Source organism: Komagataeibacter xylinus (assembly GCF_004302915.1).
GTDB lineage: Bacteria > Pseudomonadota > Alphaproteobacteria > Acetobacterales > Acetobacteraceae > Komagataeibacter > Komagataeibacter xylinus_C.
The window spans coordinates 21,563-36,600 of record NZ_QQBI01000007.1 but is presented as its reverse complement, the minus strand read 5'-3'; the positions used below and the strand labels follow the sequence as shown (position 1 = coordinate 36,600).

The 15,038-nt window shown below is 57.8% G+C and carries 16 protein-coding genes; 3 read left to right on the top strand and 13 right to left on the bottom strand.

Features of this window, described 5'->3' with window-relative positions:
* Positions 1-270, top strand: a complete 270-nt coding sequence (locus tag DV027_RS06435; protein WP_130731065.1) for a type II toxin-antitoxin system CcdA family antitoxin — start codon at positions 1-3, stop codon at positions 268-270.
* Between the two features lie 4 nt (positions 271-274).
* Positions 275-586, top strand: coding sequence for a CcdB family protein (locus tag DV027_RS06430; RefSeq protein WP_130731064.1), 312 nt, complete (start codon positions 275-277; stop codon positions 584-586).
* 50 nt (positions 587-636) lie between these two features.
* On the opposite strand, the gene DV027_RS06425 is transcribed toward DV027_RS06430, so the two are convergent.
* From DV027_RS06425 to DV027_RS06380, 10 genes are all read right to left on the bottom strand, one after another.
* Positions 637-1,716 carry an ArsO family NAD(P)H-dependent flavin-containing monooxygenase gene (locus DV027_RS06425; protein WP_130731136.1) on the bottom strand — a complete coding sequence of 360 codons (1,080 nt, stop codon included), beginning with the start codon at positions 1,714-1,716 and terminating at the stop codon, positions 637-639.
* Positions 1,717-1,724: 8 nt separating this feature from the next.
* On the bottom strand, positions 1,725-2,423 hold the full coding sequence (gene arsH, locus DV027_RS06420) for an arsenical resistance protein ArsH (RefSeq protein WP_130731063.1): 699 nt from the start codon (positions 2,421-2,423) through the stop codon (positions 1,725-1,727).
* 23 nt (positions 2,424-2,446) lie between these two features.
* Positions 2,447-3,742: an arsenic transporter gene (locus tag DV027_RS06415; protein WP_010510572.1), complete on the bottom strand. Its 1,296-nt coding sequence runs from the start codon at positions 3,740-3,742 to the stop codon at positions 2,447-2,449.
* Positions 3,742-4,164 (bottom strand): arsenate reductase (glutaredoxin), encoded by a 423-nt coding sequence (gene arsC, locus DV027_RS06410; RefSeq protein WP_130731062.1) that lies wholly within the window; start codon positions 4,162-4,164, stop codon positions 3,742-3,744. Before arsC ends, DV027_RS06415 begins: the two co-directional genes overlap by 1 nt.
* On the bottom strand, positions 4,161-4,514 hold the full coding sequence (locus DV027_RS06405) for an ArsR/SmtB family transcription factor (RefSeq protein ID WP_130731061.1): 354 nt from the start codon (positions 4,512-4,514) through the stop codon (positions 4,161-4,163). The genes arsC and DV027_RS06405 overlap by 4 nt, the downstream gene beginning before the upstream one ends.
* A gap of 266 nt (positions 4,515-4,780) precedes the next feature.
* Positions 4,781-5,110, bottom strand: a complete 330-nt coding sequence (locus tag DV027_RS17715) for a hypothetical protein (protein WP_197687404.1) — start codon at positions 5,108-5,110, stop codon at positions 4,781-4,783.
* The gene (locus tag DV027_RS06395) at positions 5,107-8,241 is read right to left on the bottom strand and encodes an efflux RND transporter permease subunit (RefSeq protein WP_130731060.1); all 3,135 of its coding nucleotides are present in this window, start codon (positions 8,239-8,241) and stop codon (positions 5,107-5,109) included. The genes DV027_RS17715 and DV027_RS06395 overlap by 4 nt, the downstream gene beginning before the upstream one ends.
* Positions 8,241-9,275, bottom strand: a complete 1,035-nt coding sequence (locus tag DV027_RS06390) for an efflux RND transporter periplasmic adaptor subunit (RefSeq protein WP_130731059.1) — start codon at positions 9,273-9,275, stop codon at positions 8,241-8,243. The genes DV027_RS06395 and DV027_RS06390 overlap by 1 nt, the downstream gene beginning before the upstream one ends.
* Positions 9,272-10,714, bottom strand: a complete 1,443-nt coding sequence (locus DV027_RS06385) for a TolC family protein (RefSeq protein WP_185327971.1) — start codon at positions 10,712-10,714, stop codon at positions 9,272-9,274. Before DV027_RS06385 ends, DV027_RS06390 begins: the two co-directional genes overlap by 4 nt.
* Positions 10,707-11,357 (bottom strand): cation efflux transmembrane domain-containing protein, encoded by a 651-nt coding sequence (locus DV027_RS06380; protein ID WP_007284432.1) that lies wholly within the window; start codon positions 11,355-11,357, stop codon positions 10,707-10,709. The genes DV027_RS06385 and DV027_RS06380 overlap by 8 nt, the downstream gene beginning before the upstream one ends.
* Positions 11,358-11,430: 73 nt before the next feature.
* On the opposite strand from DV027_RS06380, the gene DV027_RS06375 reads away from it, so the two are divergent.
* On the top strand, positions 11,431-11,829 hold the full coding sequence (locus DV027_RS06375) for a MerR family transcriptional regulator (protein ID WP_063355018.1): 399 nt from the start codon (positions 11,431-11,433) through the stop codon (positions 11,827-11,829).
* Positions 11,830-12,027: 198 nt separating this feature from the next.
* Here DV027_RS06375 and DV027_RS06370 read toward each other — a convergent pair whose 3' ends face one another.
* The 3 genes from DV027_RS06370 to DV027_RS06360 all read right to left on the bottom strand — a co-directional run bounded on the left by DV027_RS06370 (position 12,028) and on the right by DV027_RS06360 (position 14,981).
* Positions 12,028-13,767, bottom strand: a complete 1,740-nt coding sequence (locus DV027_RS06370; RefSeq protein ID WP_130731058.1) for a relaxase/mobilization nuclease domain-containing protein — start codon at positions 13,765-13,767, stop codon at positions 12,028-12,030.
* Between the two features lie 192 nt (positions 13,768-13,959).
* Positions 13,960-14,643: a lytic transglycosylase domain-containing protein gene (locus tag DV027_RS06365; protein WP_130731057.1), complete on the bottom strand. Its 684-nt coding sequence runs from the start codon at positions 14,641-14,643 to the stop codon at positions 13,960-13,962.
* Entirely contained in the window at positions 14,640-14,981 is a 342-nt protein-coding gene (locus tag DV027_RS06360) for a DUF736 domain-containing protein (protein WP_034930109.1), read from the bottom strand. Before DV027_RS06360 ends, DV027_RS06365 begins: the two co-directional genes overlap by 4 nt.
* Between the last annotated feature and the right edge of the window lie 57 nt (positions 14,982-15,038).

Genomic DNA, 15,038 nt, shown 5'->3' with positions numbered 1-15,038 from the left:
ATGCCCAGCCGCACCAGCCTCGGCGTTTCCTATGATCGGAGCGCGCCCCGCCGCCCGGTCAATCTGTCGCTCAACACCGATCTGCTGGCGCAGGTCCGGGAAGTGACGCCCAATCTCTCGGCGACGGTCGAGACCCTGCTGGGCGACTACCTGCAATCCGCGCGGCAACAGTGCGAGAACGAACAACGCAAGCTCGATGGCGTGATCGACGCCGTGAACGATCTGCACGCGCGGCACGGCTTCCTGAGCGACGAATTCTCGACGCTCTGATCCGATGCCGCAATTCGCGATTTACCGGAACCCCGGTCGGAACCGGGACATCCCGTTCCTCGTCCAGATCCAGAGCAATCGCCTGGACCGCAGCGTGGGCCGTGTCGTCATGCCGCTCGTCAGATGCTCCGGCAGTGCCCCGCCGGACCATCCGCTGACGCCGCATCTGCTTGTCGACGGGGAGGACGTCTTCGCAAACCCGTTCGATCTGGCGACCGTCCCCGCCGCGCGGCTTGGAGCCGCCGTCGGCGTCCTGACCGAATCCGATCAGGAGGCGATCATCAGGGCGCTGGACGAATTGGTCAGCAGGGCATGAGGGACGCGGAACTTCCGCTGTCGCCTCATGTCGGTCGTAAAGAGAGTCGCTCAAGGTTTTGGTAAGCGGACACCCTGTGCCGGTGACGCAAGCCAGGCCGCCAGTTGCCGGACCATGGATCGCGCGACACGGCCCGCCCCCAGCAGGGTGGCGCATGCGGGGCCGCACCAGGAGCCATAACCCAGCAGCCAGAGACGTGGCTCCCTGACGGCCTGCTGCCCGTTAACGCGGATCAACCCGTCCGGCTCGATCACATCGAGTGGTGCAAATGCAGAGAGTGCAGGACGGAAGCCGGTACACCAGATGATCGCGTCGATGGCTTCTTCCCGCCCATCGGGCCAGACGACGCCCCTTGCCGTCATACGTACGAACGGACGCAGCGCGTGAAGCACGCCTCGCTCCCTGGCGGCGCGCACAGGCGGTACCATAACGATATCGCCAAAGCCGCCGGTGGGCATGGCCGACGGGCCGCCGAGAACCCGAGCGGTCGCCCGCTCGAACAGGACCCGTCCGTCCACGTCATCGGGCAGGAAGACGGGGTCATGCAGCGTGACCCATGTTGCCTGGGCGACAAGGGACAGCTCCGCCATAATCTGCGCACCGGAGTTGCCCCCACCCACCACGAGCACACGCTGGCCGGTAAAAGGTGCCGCTTTACAATAATGGGAGGAATGGATTTGCGCCCCAGAAAATAACCTTTGGCCCGGATAATCGGGAACAAAGGGTGCAGACCATGTGCCGGTCGCCCCGATGACAGCGCGGCTGAGGAAATCACCCGCGTTCGTTCGGACATTCAGGAATTTCTGGTCAGCGCGTTCCACACGTCCGACCGTCACAGGACGGCGGATCGGCGGCGCATAGCGCGCCTCGTAGCGGTGCAGATAGTCAAGTACCTCGTCGCGGGTGGGGTAGCTGCCATCGGGCGTGTCGGGCATCGGCCAGCCGGGGAGCGAACTGTAGGACGCGGGCGAGAACAGATGCAGGGAGTCCCAGCCATGCACCCACGCACCACCCGCCTGCGTCCCGTTATCGAGAATGACGTAACGCAGCCCGGTCCGTCGTAGAAAATACGATGCGGCGAGTGCCGCCTGACCACCGCCCACGATCACAACATCGAACTGTTCCGCCATTGCCCGGCTCACAGGCTTTCCGGGAGACGGAATTCCGTCTTCCGTTCGCTATAGCGGTCCACGAGGTAGTCGGCCCGGTCGCGTAAAAGCCATGTGAACTTCATCAGTTCCTCCATGACATCTACCATCCGGTCATAGAGGGGGGACGGCTTCATGCGGTCATCGTCACCGAACTGCGTATAGGCCACTGGCACGCTGGACTGGTTGGGGATGGTGAACATCCGCATCCACCGGCCCAGAACCCGCAGCGCATTGACGGAATTGAAGCTCTGCGATCCGCCTGAAACCTGCATGACCGCCAGCGTGCGGCCCTGCGTCGGGCGGATCGAGCCTTCGGTCAGGGGCAACCAGTCGATCTGGTTCTTGAACACGGCAGTGATGTTGCCGTGCCGTTCGGGGCTGCACCAGACCTGGCCTTCAGACCAGATCGAGAGTTCCCGCAGTTCCTGCACTTTCGGGTGGGTTGCGGGCACGGAATCCGCTACCAGCAGGCCGGTCGGGTCGAACACCCGTGTCTCGGCCCCCAGCACCTTCAGGATGCGTTCCGCCTCAAGCACCAGCAACCGGCTGAAAGATCGGGGGCGTAAAGAGCCGTAGAGCAGAAGGATACGCGGCGGATGATCCACACGCGGTTGCGGTTCCAGCCGCGCGAGATCGACCTGTTCAAGATATTCGGGGTGAAGGGCCGGCAAGTCAGGTTCGGTCATTGTGATATCGGTCCATTCATGCATTACGGCTGGCTGATTAGAGGCAGCCACAGGGCCAGCGCCAGGAGTGTGACCAGCAGGACGGGAGGTGTGATCACCAGACCCACCTTCATATATTGCCCCCACGTGACCCGATGGTTCCTGGACGCCAGCACATGCAGCCAGAGCAGTGTCGCGAGACTGCCGATCGGCGTGAATTTCGGCCCGAGGTCGCAGCCGATGATGTTGGCATAGACCATCAGGTCGCGTGTCAGCGGCGTGATGTCGTGCGCCTGCTGGATCGCCAGTGCCCCGACCAGCACACTCGGCATATTGTTCATGATGGACGACAGAACAGCCGCCAGAAAGCCGGCACCGATGGTGGCGATGAACGGCCCCTGATGGCCAAGCCAGACCAGTGCGGCCGCAAGGTAGTCGGTCAGCCCGGCATTGCGCAGGCCATACACCACCAGATACATGCCCAGCGAGAAGATCACGATCTGCCATGGTGCGCCCATCAGCACCTTGCGAACAGGGATCACCCGGCCATATCCGGCGACGAGCAACAGGGTTCCGGCGGCCAGACAGGCTACAACACAGACCGGGATATGAAACGGCGCTGTCAGGAAATAGGCCGCCAGAACGAGGACCAGCAGCGGAAATGCCGCCCGAAATACATGGTGGTCACGAATTGCCGCAGCGGGTGCTGGCAGTTCGGCGACGGGATAGGTCGCAGGCACCTGCCGCCAGTACCACAGCCAAAGCACAGCCAGCGTCGCGCCCAGCGCCACCAGATCGACAGGGACCATGATCGCGGCATAGCGATCAAACGCAATGCCAAAGAAATTGGCGCTGACGATGTTCACCAGGTTGGAAATGACAAGCGGCAGGCTGGTGGTATCCGCGACGAACCCAGTGGCGATAATAAAGGCCAGCGCCGCGCCATGGCTCAGGCGCAGTTGCGTCAGGATAGCGATGACAATGGGCGTCAGCAGCAGCGCCGCGCCGTCATTGGCGAAAACCGCTGCAATGGCCGCTCCCAGCACCACGATCAGCGGGAATAGCGTCCGGCCTCGCCCTTTGCCCCAGCGTACGACGTGCAGGGCGGCCCACTGGAAGAACCCTGCCTCATCCAGCAACAGCGAGATGACGATCAGCGCGATAAAGGTGAAGGTCGCGTCCCAGACGATGTGCCAGACGACAGGAATGTCATGCCAGTGGATCACGCCAGCCGCCAAGGCCACGGCGGCACCTGCCATTGCGCTCCAGCCGATGCCCAGCCCCCGAGGCTGCCAGATGACAAAAACCAGCGTGACAACGAAAAGCAGAAGAGCCAGCATCAGGAGATCCGCTTTCCGGATTCATCGACGATCTTCTCGCCGTCCTCTTTGACGAAAGCGCCCCGCTGCGGGTTGGGCAGGATTTCCAGAGCCGCCTCGGACGGACGGCAGAGCGCAACACCGAGGGGGGTGACGACGATCGGCCGGTTCATCAGGATCGGGTGTGCGATCATGGCGTCGATCAGCGTATCGTCCGTCAGGGTCGGATTGTCGAGGCCGAGTTCGTGAAAGGGCGTGCCCTTTTCCCGCAGGACCGAGCGCACCGGAACGCCCATACGGGCAATCAGACTGACCAGTTCCTCACGACTGGGATGCGTTTTCAGATACTCAATAATGCGAGGTTCCTCGCCGCTGTTGCGGATCAGTGCCAGCACGTTGCGCGACGTGCCGCAGGCTGGGTTGTGATAGATCGTGATGGTCATGAGCAGGATTCCGGGGATGGACAGCAGGAGGACAGGGTCGCGATCAGGGGCGCGCAGAGTTCGGGGCTGCCAGCACAGCAGTCCCTGACGAGGAAAAGCATCAGGTCCCGCAGGCTCGGAAGACAGGCGCGATAGACGATCAGCCGGCTATGGCGTTGCGAGGTCAGCAGCCCGGCGCGGGTCAGGGTGGCGAGATGGGCCGAGATCGTGTTTTGCGGGACATCGAGATGCCGCGCGACGTCTCCGGCGGGTAGTCCATCCGGTTCGTGGCGCACCAGCAGGCGGAAGATCTCCAGTCGCGTGGACTGCGACAGGGCGCTCAGGGCAGCGAGGGCGGATTCTGTATCCATATATCCTTGTTTGTGGATATATTGTCGTAAGTCAAGCTATCCTATGTGAGGAAACGGAGATCACGACTGTCGGCTTCCTCAATTTTTCCGCTCAGACCAGACATTCCGCTTACTCCCTAAACTGTCTGTCGGCTCAGCAGAAACAGAGCAGACAGGCGGTAGTCGCCTACATGTCGGACATAAAAGTGGGTTGGCTCGCCTTTCGCATAGCGGACATAGTCCGCGCAGTCCCCCGCTATCACTTGGAGCCGAGAGTGGGGTGATCGTTATGGGAAATAACCAGCAAGAATACAGGCGCTTAGGTTGGCCGTAGCAAGACCGCCCAAAGCCACTGGGCAGGGAGCATAAATCATTTGGATCGGGCAACGATACTTTCGGTTTTCGGCCTTGACACGATGATGTTCGGTGCGGGCGGCAATCCAGATTTTCTGGACAGCGTCAAGATTCATGAAGGCAATTCCGAACCCAACCAGAAGGTCGAGCCAGACCGAATGGTGGCCGAGCGTGATACGGAAGCAGTTTTCATTCTGGGTTCTATTGGCATATCGGACATAATCTTCAGGTAGTTCGGTGCAGCAGTGGCCCATACCTGTCACTTGAACAAGGTTTCCGGAACTCCCGTTTCGTTTTCAGAAAAATTACCAAATTTGACAGCAAGAATAGGCAAAACAAACAGGTTAAGTATCATTGATGTCATGAGCCCTCCAAGAATGACAGCAGCCATAGGTCCTTCGATTTCCCGCCCAGGCGCATTCATATCAACAGCCAGAGGCGCCAGTCCAAGCGCCGTAACGAGCGATGTCATGAGTACGGGGACGACGCGGTCTCTGGCCCCCCGGAGCGCTGTTGTTACTCCCCATGTGAGATCTTCCTGCTCGACCAAAGCCTCAAAATGCGAAATCATCATCACCGAATTCCGAAGCGTAATCCCGAATAGTGTAACGAAGCCGACTGTTGCCCCAAGAGTTAGCGTTGTGCCGGAAACAATGATTGTCAGAATGCCGCCCACAAATGCGAAGGGAAGATTGACGAGTATCAGAGCGAGATTGCGCCATCCTTGTGTGATTATTGAGAGCAGAATCATGACCGCTATGGCAGCGAGCCCGGAATTTATAAACAGTTCCCTGCGTGATTGTGATTCAGCTTCCGCTGCGGATGTAAACTGAACGTAGGTTCCAAGAGGCAGTTTGATATTTTTTGCTATAGCCGTGCGTGCGTCCTGAACGAAAGATTGAGCTGATCGTCCTGTAACATTTGCGGTGACAGTCTGTGTTCTCTGTGCTCCCAGATGTGACACCTGATAGCGACCGTTCGTCTCATATATGTCTGCAACAACGCGGAGTGGTACGTAGTTTCCGTGAACAGTATGCAGTGGCAGGGAACCGACAGACGCAACATCATTACGACTTGCGTCATCAAGACGAACCATAACATTAAAAGCCGCAGAACGCTCGTATATCTGCCCCACGGTTTCACCCTGCCAGGCTGTATGGATGGATCGGAGTACATCCGCCGACCGAAGCCCCCAGCGCTCCAGATCAGCAGGGCGTAGCCGAATAGCAAGTTCCGGAACACCAGGAGGTGCTTCTATCCGGACATCTGTTGCGCCATGTATCTGATGCAACATGCGGACAATATTATTTGCCTGGATATCCAATACATCCAGATCATCGCCAATAATATTGATTGCCACAGCCGAAGACGAACCAGAAAGGGTTTCGTTTACGCGCATCGTCAAAAAACTACTGACAGAAAAACTGGCCCCAACGAACCCGTCAAGCGCTTTGCGAACGCGGGCATCAATCTGTCGGGAAGCCTTCCCATCCACCTGATTCAAATCAACCTCAAACTCGCTGGTATGTGGTCCATACGTGTCCTCATCCAGCGAGGCGCGTCCGACTCTCTGAGCAACCGAACGGATTTCGGGAAGCTGACGAAGTTTTTCTGTAACCTGTCTGCCTAATTTCAGAGACTGTTCCAGGGAAGTCCCCGGAACTGCCGTCATATGAATGATAAGGTGGCCTTCCTTGAAATCGGGAATGAAATCGCTTTCAAGGAATGGAAGGGCCGCAAACCCTATCAAGGTGGTCAGGATCATCCCGCCTATAACAAATCGGGGATGGCGCATTAATCTGGCCAGAAGACGTTCATAAGCTCTGGCGGTCCATCCTGCCAGGGGGGGCTCTCTCCGGATTTCTCCAGGCGTCGCCAAGAGCCATGCGCAGAGTGCAGGTACAACGGTTACAGCAGCGGCAAGAGAAGCCATGACCGCAAGAACATAAGCTGTTGCCAGTGGAGCAAACAGTCGTCCCGAAAGTCCGGGAAGGGCGATGACAGGCAAGAAAACGATAATGACAGCAAAGGTCGCGTAAACCACTGCACTGCGGACTTCAACGCACGCATCGAGTACGACGCGCGCTGTAGATGCGGGCTGGACCAGAAGCCGGTTTTCACGCAATCGGCGTGTAACATTTTCGACCCCGATCACGGCGTCATCCACAACCTCGCCGATGGCAATAGCAAGGCCCCCCAAGGTCATGGCATTCAAAGTAACCCCGAGTGTCTCCAGCAACGACAGGGCTATCAGAATAGCCAAAGGTATGGTGGCGCAACAGATTGCAGCGGTTCGCAGGTCAAAAAGGAAAAGAAAGATTACGACAACCACCAGAAAACCGCCCAGAAGCAATGCTCGTGTGGCATTCCCCAATGCGGTCGTAATGAAATTGGCGGGTCGGAACAGGTCAGCATGCAATGTAATCCCCTGTCCCTGCAATTGCGGGCGGAAATCGGTAAGTGCCGCCTCGATTTCCCGGGTCACGGCCATTGTATTGGCACCGTACTGTTCCCATATATTAACTACAATGCCTGTCTTTCCCTCGATACTGGCCGCGCCGAAGGCAGGAATAGGGGCTTCAGTTACAGTGGCAATACTGCCCAGTGTGACAGCACCATTCTCAGAGCGGACAATCACAGTGCGGGCCAGACTTTCTGGCGTCAGGGCCTGACCGTCAGACTGAAGAACGACTCTTTGGTTCGGGGTATCAATAAAGCCGGCCCCCTGTATGCCAGTCGCTTCCTGGGCAGCCGCAAGGACGTCATCGAGTCCGATATGATGCAAGATGAGTTGGTCTGGATGTACCTGTATCTGGAGTGACCGACGCTCCCCGCCAAACACGCTGACTCCAGCCACACCAGGCAACGCCAGCAGACGCGGCCTTAATGACCAGTCAGCAAGCGTGCGCAACTGCATAAGGGACTGTTGTTCCGACGTCAGACCGATCACCAGTACCAGACCGGCGGATGAGGTCAGTGGCGTCATAGTCGGAGCATGAACACCGGCTGGCAATTGCTGTGCAACAACATTCATTTGTTCCCCGACCAGTTGCCGGGCTCGATAAATATCGGTCGATGTCGCAAACAGGACGTTGACGACTGACAGTCCCTGAATCGAAGTCGATTGCACGCGCTGAATACCCGGGAGGCCGGTCAGGGCAATTTCCATTGGGCGACTAACCAATGTTTCGACCTGTTCCGGCGTAAAACCAGCGGCTTCGGTCTGGATCGTGACCCGTGGCGGAATGAATTCCGGAAACACATCATAGCTGGCATGTCTCAAGCCATACAGGCCATAGAAGAACAACAGACATGCGGTTGCGATAACCACGCCCCGGAAGCGGATCGAAAACCCGATAATAGCTGCCTGAAGGCTGAAAGAACGTCCCGTCATCAGTCGTCATCGTCTCCTGATTCAAGCTGAGCTCGGAATTCTTCAGACAGAAGTAATTGCGTACCCTCTATGACGATTTGCGTTTCGTGTGTGATTTGTCCTGGAGTATCTTGGATCAAGTAGCCACCTTCTCGGTCCGGCACGTCGGTCGTAAGGGGTAAGCGTGTAAATTTTCCGTGTCCGTTATCACGGTATATCCACGACTTACCTTGCAGCCAGATAATAGCTGATGCAGGTATCCGGATACCGCGACGTTCCTCTTCGGTAGGCAGGAGAACGGAAACATTCATGCCCGCGACAAGCTGACTTTCAGCCGACGCAAAATAGAAAAAGCTACGCCCCTGAATAGCAGGATCGGTCATGGTTACAGGAGACAAATAGTGGAGCATTGTCCCGTGTCCACCCGTGTTTCCATAATCGGTCACATCCGCCTGACTTGGTGGGGTTGGTAGATCCGTATCTGGTGGAAGGGTCACCTTGACCAAGACCACTTGTTGTTGAAGTAACTGTGTAATGAAAATTGTATTTTTTTCGGTAGCGTCAGATATGACCGAACCAAATTGCTGTCTGATAATATTAAGTGCGTTATTCACCCGGACCTGTTCTGCTTTTACCATAGCTGAATTGGACTGAAATCTAGCTGTTGTCTCCTGGAATTGTTCCTGAGAGATATTCTGCCGATCGCGATACAGTCCTTTGTCACGATCGAGTTTCGCACGGGCAAGCGTCTGCTGTGCCTGCATGCTCTCCAGCCGCGCTTTCATGTCAGCATAATTACTAACAAGAGTGATAAGTTGTGTTGCGTTCAGAACGTAACCATAGGCGGGAACCAGCTTTCTCCAAGGCACGATGCTGGGTCGTGCAGAAGCAATGCCGCTCTTCGTAACTGCTTCCGGGGAGACCGTCACGGTCGCCTCTGCACCAAGAACCGAAACTGGTTGATCATCATCATCTGCAATGGCAATGTCTGTCCCGTTTAGAACTAGGAAGACCGAAAGACCTGCAAGAGGCAGCCAGAAGGCCCTCGCTTTCATGGTGAGTTCCTTTGGTTATTTTCAAGTAGGCCGGAAGCCTGCGCGGCATTGGTGTGATCAAAAATGGGCTGCTGCATGCCATCTTCGATCTGACCTATGGCTTGCCGTTGCTGAATTTCTGCTTCAAGAAGAGCGGTCTCCGCTTGAAGCTGCTCTATATGAGTCATAACCATCGTTGGTCGGTCGATTGCACCTGACTGAAGGCGGTGCTGCATCTGGTTCAGCCTTACCCGTACGGTTTTGGCAAGTTCTTCCGCCTGTAGCAGAATTGATGTCGTGCCGCGGTAATTGGCCGTAGCCTGCGAGATGGACTTAAACACCGTGTTCTCTGCACGCCGGAGACGAGCCGCCGCCTCATGCTCCTGCCCAACAGCTTCAGCTATGGGGCCTTCGTTCTGATTGAAAATCGGAATTTGCAGAGAGGGATTTACCTCAAAGCGATTTGAAATATCCCAGTTATAGGCGGGACTGATGGTGACGTCGGGATAGCGTCGAGAAACTTCGACCCGTAGAGCCTGTCGGGCGGCGTCATAAGACGCAAGAAGTTCCCGCAGATCCGCGCGTTGCATTACGGCTTGGTATCTCATGTCCTGTGAATCGCGGTATTCTATGAGGTCGGGACAGACATCAAATGCTTTTGTATCAAGAGCAATGGAATCAAGTGCTTCGGCAGGAACCCCGATTGCTCCAGCCAGAGCTGCCTTACGGACGGCATACTCGCGCCGCAGATCACTGACAGACAACTCGGCATGGATCATTTCCGTCCGTACCTGCGATATTTCGAAAGCGGATGCTCGCCCCTGATCAAAACGTGCCTGTTCCAGGGTAAAGAGTTCGCGTTTAGCTGCCGCAGTCTCTTCCACAAGCTTGAGGCGCCCGGATACAGCCCAGACGCCGAGAAGAGCAGACCGCGTGTCGCTGCGTAGTTTCCATGCAGTATTGATGACTTCCCATTGCGCGACGGCAGCCCGATATCTGGCTTCTTTGATACGGTGATAACGCCTGCCGAAAAATTCGATCAGTATTGACGCGCCGTAGCCGACGTAATGAGCCGATGGGCCACCCAGCACCGTGAAACTGGGATTGGGCAGTTGACCGGCTGTCTTGATTCCAGCGCGAGCCGTTTCCAGTTCAGCTTTAGCTACAAGGATATCGGGATGAAAATACAAGGTAGCAAGCGTCAGGCGAGTGATGCCCCATGCGTTTTCCTGACTCGATACGTTTGGTCCGAGAACTTTTGTAATGAATTCTTGCAATCCGGCATCCGTAAATTGACGGCTGGAAAATTTCTGGACATCTGATTCCGGCGAAATATTTGAGTGACCACTATTTGTGCAGCCACAGAGCAGGGGAAAAATCAGGAGAATGAATGCCGCATTATAGCGTGTGCGTCTCCTTACCTGCTTAATATATTCTAGAGTATTATATGATTTATACATTAATATGTCGTGATATATCTGATTTGTTATCTGTTAGTTCTACTCTCGATTGTCGCATAATCTGCACACCTCCACTAATACCAAGCATCGCAAGGATGGCAGCTACCGCAATATCCGGCCACGCAGAACGAGTGCCAAACACGCCCAGAGCTGCCAGCACAACGGCAACATTTCCGATCGCATCATTACGAGAGCAGATCCATACGGAACGGCGGTTGGCATCACCTTTCCGGTGTGTCCATAATATGAGGGCACAGGCCAGATTGACCGCGAGGGCAAGCAGACCAATGCCGCCCATTGCGTCTGGGTGAGGCGGATGGTTGCTGTTCATTACCATCCACCCAGCATTGGCCATTACCCATATCCCAGCCACGAACAGGGTCAGGCCTTTCAGAAAGGCCGCGCCAGCTCGCCATCGCAATGCCATTCCGGCAACACTGAGGCTTATTGCGTAGTTGGCGCTGTCGCCAAGGAAATCAATCGCGTCCGCCTGTAAGGATGCAGATCCAACCGACACGCCAGCCCCAGCTTCAACGGCAAACATGCTGGCATTGAGAAAAAGCGCGATCAGGAGCGCTCTCCGCCATGATTTATTGATTGGTAGCGGCGTATCTGTGCATCCACCACAGCATCCTCCTGCCATCCAGCGCCTCCCTGACGAATCATCTGTTTTAATGTATGCTCCCTGTAGCAACTACAGGGTCAAGAGGCAGGGAATGCGATCGATTGGCGCCTTGGGAAAGGCAACGAATACCAAAGTCGAGACGATCCGCTATTATGAACGGATCGGACTGCTGGCTCCGCCACAGCGGACCGATGGCAATTATCGCGTTTATGATGATGCGGCGCTCGCGAGACTGTCTTTTATTCGTCGATCCCGTGATCTGGGTTTTTCATTAGATCAGGTAAGAGTTCTATTATCCCTAGCGGATCAGGGAACCCAGGATTGTAAGACAGTTGATAGAATTGCTCGTGACCATATGGCAGAGATTGAGCACAAAATTGCGGATCTCAAGGCATTGCGTCATGAACTTTCTACGATAATAAAATCATGCCGGGGAGGTAATATTTCAGAATGCCGAATTATTGAAGCACTTTCTCCGTTTGATAATTAGTTCTCGTGACTTTTTTCGCAGCTAGTCGATTCTGCATTTGATGGGAAGATTACCCGAAATAATTATACGGCCTCATCCTCACGTGTCAGAATCTGAAAAATCCTCATCGAAAATTCAAGGACTATACGTGCTCCCATGGTGGCAGTTTATGATCAGGCCAGTTCTGAAGCAGACATTCTGCTGCCCCCCCCTTCCCGGTCATAGACCCAGCCCCCGTTTTCGGGCGAACGACCAGTCAATTCCCCCATCGCCGCGCATGATACCCGATACCCCCTGCCCGCGCTGTTTTTCCAGCGACGACGACCACGGCACCAGCTCGAAGCCCAGTCCGTCGTCGATCATCACGAACCGGCCCGACGCCAGGTTGAAACGCTGACGGTAGGTGCCGGTAACGGGATCACCCTCGCCGCTCCGCCGGAACGGCATCCCTGACTTCCCGGCAAGGCTCCGGCCCAGCGCGTCCAACTCCCGCTCGCGCAGCGTAGCGATCATGTTCCTGGCATAACGGATGCTCTCGCCGTCGCGGTTGGCCAGCCCCTGCTCCACCAGATGATCTGTCCGCTTTTTCATCGCTTCTTTCACTTCCGCGCCGAACCCGGTGGACGCCAGCGCAAGAGGCTCCCGCGTGATGGCCTGCCGGTCGAGCCAGGTCGCGCCCTCCGCCGTCACCTGCCTCTCCAGCGTGACGTCCGAGCGCACGGCCAGCTCGACACGGTCACGTCCCTGTTTGTCGGCAAAATGTCGCAGTTCCACGATGGAACCGACTGACCCGTCACCAGCGGCTTCGAGGTTTGGCAGGCGGACATGGTGGGTGCGTCCGTCAATCCCGTCGATCACCACATAGGCCGTGCCGCGCAGCTCATCGTCGAGGCCGCGATCAACCAGCCGACCGATGACGGGATCGGTGGTGTCCCCCCCCGCCAGCACCCAGGATGATGCGGCGCGGTCGATCTTCTGCTCCGTCAACCCCCGGTGGATGCGCTTGATGATGTCGTTGCGCTCGCTGATCTCCCGCAGCGTCGCCTCCGCGCTCTCGTCCATCCGCCAGCGATCCGGTCCGACCTGGTGCGCCAGCCTCATCGTCTCCAGACGGCGCAGACGACCCAGCTTCACGGTGGCGAAGGCATCCGGCGTTGCGCCCGGCGCGCGCCCGAGATCGATGACGCCATCCTCTCCCGCGTCCTTCTGAAGCTGACGGTCGAGCTGGGTCCAGCGGTCGGCGTTCACCTGCCGCTCGACCGCCTGGTGGATGTCGTGATCGGTGCGCGGCCCGAGTTCCAACGTCACCAGATCCTGGGCACGGGCACGCATGCCTTCGCGGATATAATCGCGCGCGATCACGAGGTCGGAACCGTCCTCCGCGACGCCCCGGACGATGACGTGTAGATGGGGATGCGCGGTGTTCCAGTGATCGACGGCGACCCAGTCGAGTTTCGTGCCGACGTCGGCCTCCATCTGCCCCATCAGATCCCGCGCGAAGGCGCGCAGGTCCGACATCTCCGGCGCATCCTCGGGGGAGACGATGAAGCGGAAATGGTGGCGGTCCCCATCACATCGTTCCGCGAAATCCGAGGCGCGGATGTTATCGCTGTCCTTGCCGAACAGGCGTGCGTCCTCTCCGTCCCGCGTCACGCCCTCTCGACGCAGGTAACGGAGGTGTGCCGCCAGTGGCGTGGCACGCGGCGCGTGTCGCACGACGCGAGCCTTGATCACGACACCCCGCGAACGGCTGGTCAGCAGGCGATTGGCAGCATGGGCAGCGGCCCGCCCGCGCCCGAAGGTGGAGCGACGCCCGGCACTGATTTTTCCCGCGCGGGAGACCCTGCCACCGGCCCGCTGCACGGACGCCAGCACCTGCGTCACGAAAGGCCGCGCCTGCCGGGCGCGGGTGGAGCGGATGCGCCCCGGTCGAACCCGGAATTCTTCATCTCTGTTCATGAAAAATGCCCTGCACCGCGCGGAATATCGCGCCGGATCAAAGAGATGACACCTTGACGCGAGGTGCGGGAAATCCACGCACCTCGCGGCAAGACCTCAAAAACCCCGGAAAACCGCCCCCCGACCGAGCCGCGATGTGCGGCCTTTTATCCAGCCCTCCCTTTTTCCGTCCTTTTCCGGGGTTTTCGTGATTCACTTCCCTTGCTCCGCCCCATGCGTCGAGCCCACTCCCGGCGCGTTACGGACATGACCAGCGAAGAGCGTGGGCGAAGTAAAAATCGCCGACCCGGATCGGCTTAAAAAAATGCCTTGAGATGACGATGGAAACGCGCTTTCGCTGCCGGAAATGAAGAGCGAAGCGGAGGTCCAGTTATGCGTCGGAGCGATGGAAAAATTCACGCTGGACGATGGGTCATCGATCAGCCGAGCGACAGACGCGACATAGGACACCGTTTCGCCAGGCAAAGGCCGGCCGGTCGCCAGATGCTCGTCGTAACGGGCCGGACCGGCATTGTAGGCGGCGAGGAAACCCGCATCGCCATAGCGGTCGTGCAGCCATCGCAGATAGGCTGCCCCGGCCGCGATGTTGTCATGCGGATCGAAAGGATCGGCGCCGAGATTGAGGGCGCGGCGGACGTCCCGCCAGGTGCCCGGCATGAGCTGCATCAGACCCATCGCACCGGCGCCGGAAACTGCGTGCGGGTCGCCGGCACTTTCGGCATGGAGGACGGCCCGCACCCACGTCGCCGGGATCGCGTTTTGCTCTGCCGCCTTTCGCACGAGATCGTCCCAATCCTGCGCGTGGACAGTAACGGGCAAGAGCGGCAGCGCGAGCACGGCGAGCACGCCAGCGGACATGAAAAACCGGCGTCTCATTCCCTGCCTCCTGGGCGTTTCACAGGCCGGTTCCAGACCAGTTGCCACTCGCGCCCGCCCCGCCCGGCCTGGAACAGCGTGGCGCGGATTGGCTGCATGAAAGTGGGATCGTCCAGGAGCACGGAAACATACTCGCCGGCACGTTCCCCGGTGCGTTTCCATCCCGCGCCCAACTCGGGGCCAGTATCCCCGTCGCCCAGATGGATGCGATAATCCGGCGCATGTTCCGCGCCATTGTTTTCCGCTGGCACGAAGGTCAGTTCGGCATCCAGCGACAGGGTGCGCACCCGTCCGGCGAAACCATCGGCGGTTCGGGTAAAAAATCCGATCTGGCTCATGAGAAAAATCCTTTCCGACAGAGTGGGAACGACAGAGAATTCAGGGGATGGATGACC

What these genes read in the sequence shown, in the direction of transcription:
- DV027_RS06435 (WP_130731065.1), top strand. Translation starts at nt 1, where the DNA reads ATGCCCAGCCGCACCAGCCTCGGCGTTTCCTATGATCGGAGCGCGCCC.
- DV027_RS06430 (WP_130731064.1), top strand. Translation starts at nt 275, where the DNA reads ATGCCGCAATTCGCGATTTACCGGAACCCCGGTCGGAACCGGGACATC.
- DV027_RS06425 (WP_130731136.1), bottom strand. Translation starts at nt 1,716, where the DNA reads ATGGCGGAACAGTTCGATGTTGTGATCGTGGGCGGTGGTCAGGCGGCA.
- arsH (WP_130731063.1), bottom strand. Translation starts at nt 2,423, where the DNA reads ATGACCGAACCTGACTTGCCGGCCCTTCACCCCGAATATCTTGAACAG.
- DV027_RS06415 (WP_010510572.1), bottom strand. Translation starts at nt 3,742, where the DNA reads ATGCTGGCTCTTCTGCTTTTCGTTGTCACGCTGGTTTTTGTCATCTGG.
- arsC (WP_130731062.1), bottom strand. Translation starts at nt 4,164, where the DNA reads ATGACCATCACGATCTATCACAACCCAGCCTGCGGCACGTCGCGCAAC.
- DV027_RS06405 (WP_130731061.1), bottom strand. Translation starts at nt 4,514, where the DNA reads ATGGATACAGAATCCGCCCTCGCTGCCCTGAGCGCCCTGTCGCAGTCC.
- DV027_RS06395 (WP_130731060.1), bottom strand. Translation starts at nt 8,241, where the DNA reads ATGACGGGACGTTCTTTCAGCCTTCAGGCAGCTATTATCGGGTTTTCG.
- DV027_RS06390 (WP_130731059.1), bottom strand. Translation starts at nt 9,275, where the DNA reads ATGAAAGCGAGGGCCTTCTGGCTGCCTCTTGCAGGTCTTTCGGTCTTC.
- DV027_RS06385 (WP_185327971.1), bottom strand. Translation starts at nt 10,714, where the DNA reads ATGTATAAATCATATAATACTCTAGAATATATTAAGCAGGTAAGGAGA.
- DV027_RS06380 (WP_007284432.1), bottom strand. Translation starts at nt 11,357, where the DNA reads ATGGCAGGAGGATGCTGTGGTGGATGCACAGATACGCCGCTACCAATC.
- DV027_RS06375 (WP_063355018.1), top strand. Translation starts at nt 11,431, where the DNA reads ATGCGATCGATTGGCGCCTTGGGAAAGGCAACGAATACCAAAGTCGAG.
- DV027_RS06370 (WP_130731058.1), bottom strand. Translation starts at nt 13,767, where the DNA reads ATGAACAGAGATGAAGAATTCCGGGTTCGACCGGGGCGCATCCGCTCC.
- DV027_RS06365 (WP_130731057.1), bottom strand. Translation starts at nt 14,643, where the DNA reads ATGAGACGCCGGTTTTTCATGTCCGCTGGCGTGCTCGCCGTGCTCGCG.
- DV027_RS06360 (WP_034930109.1), bottom strand. Translation starts at nt 14,981, where the DNA reads ATGAGCCAGATCGGATTTTTTACCCGAACCGCCGATGGTTTCGCCGGA.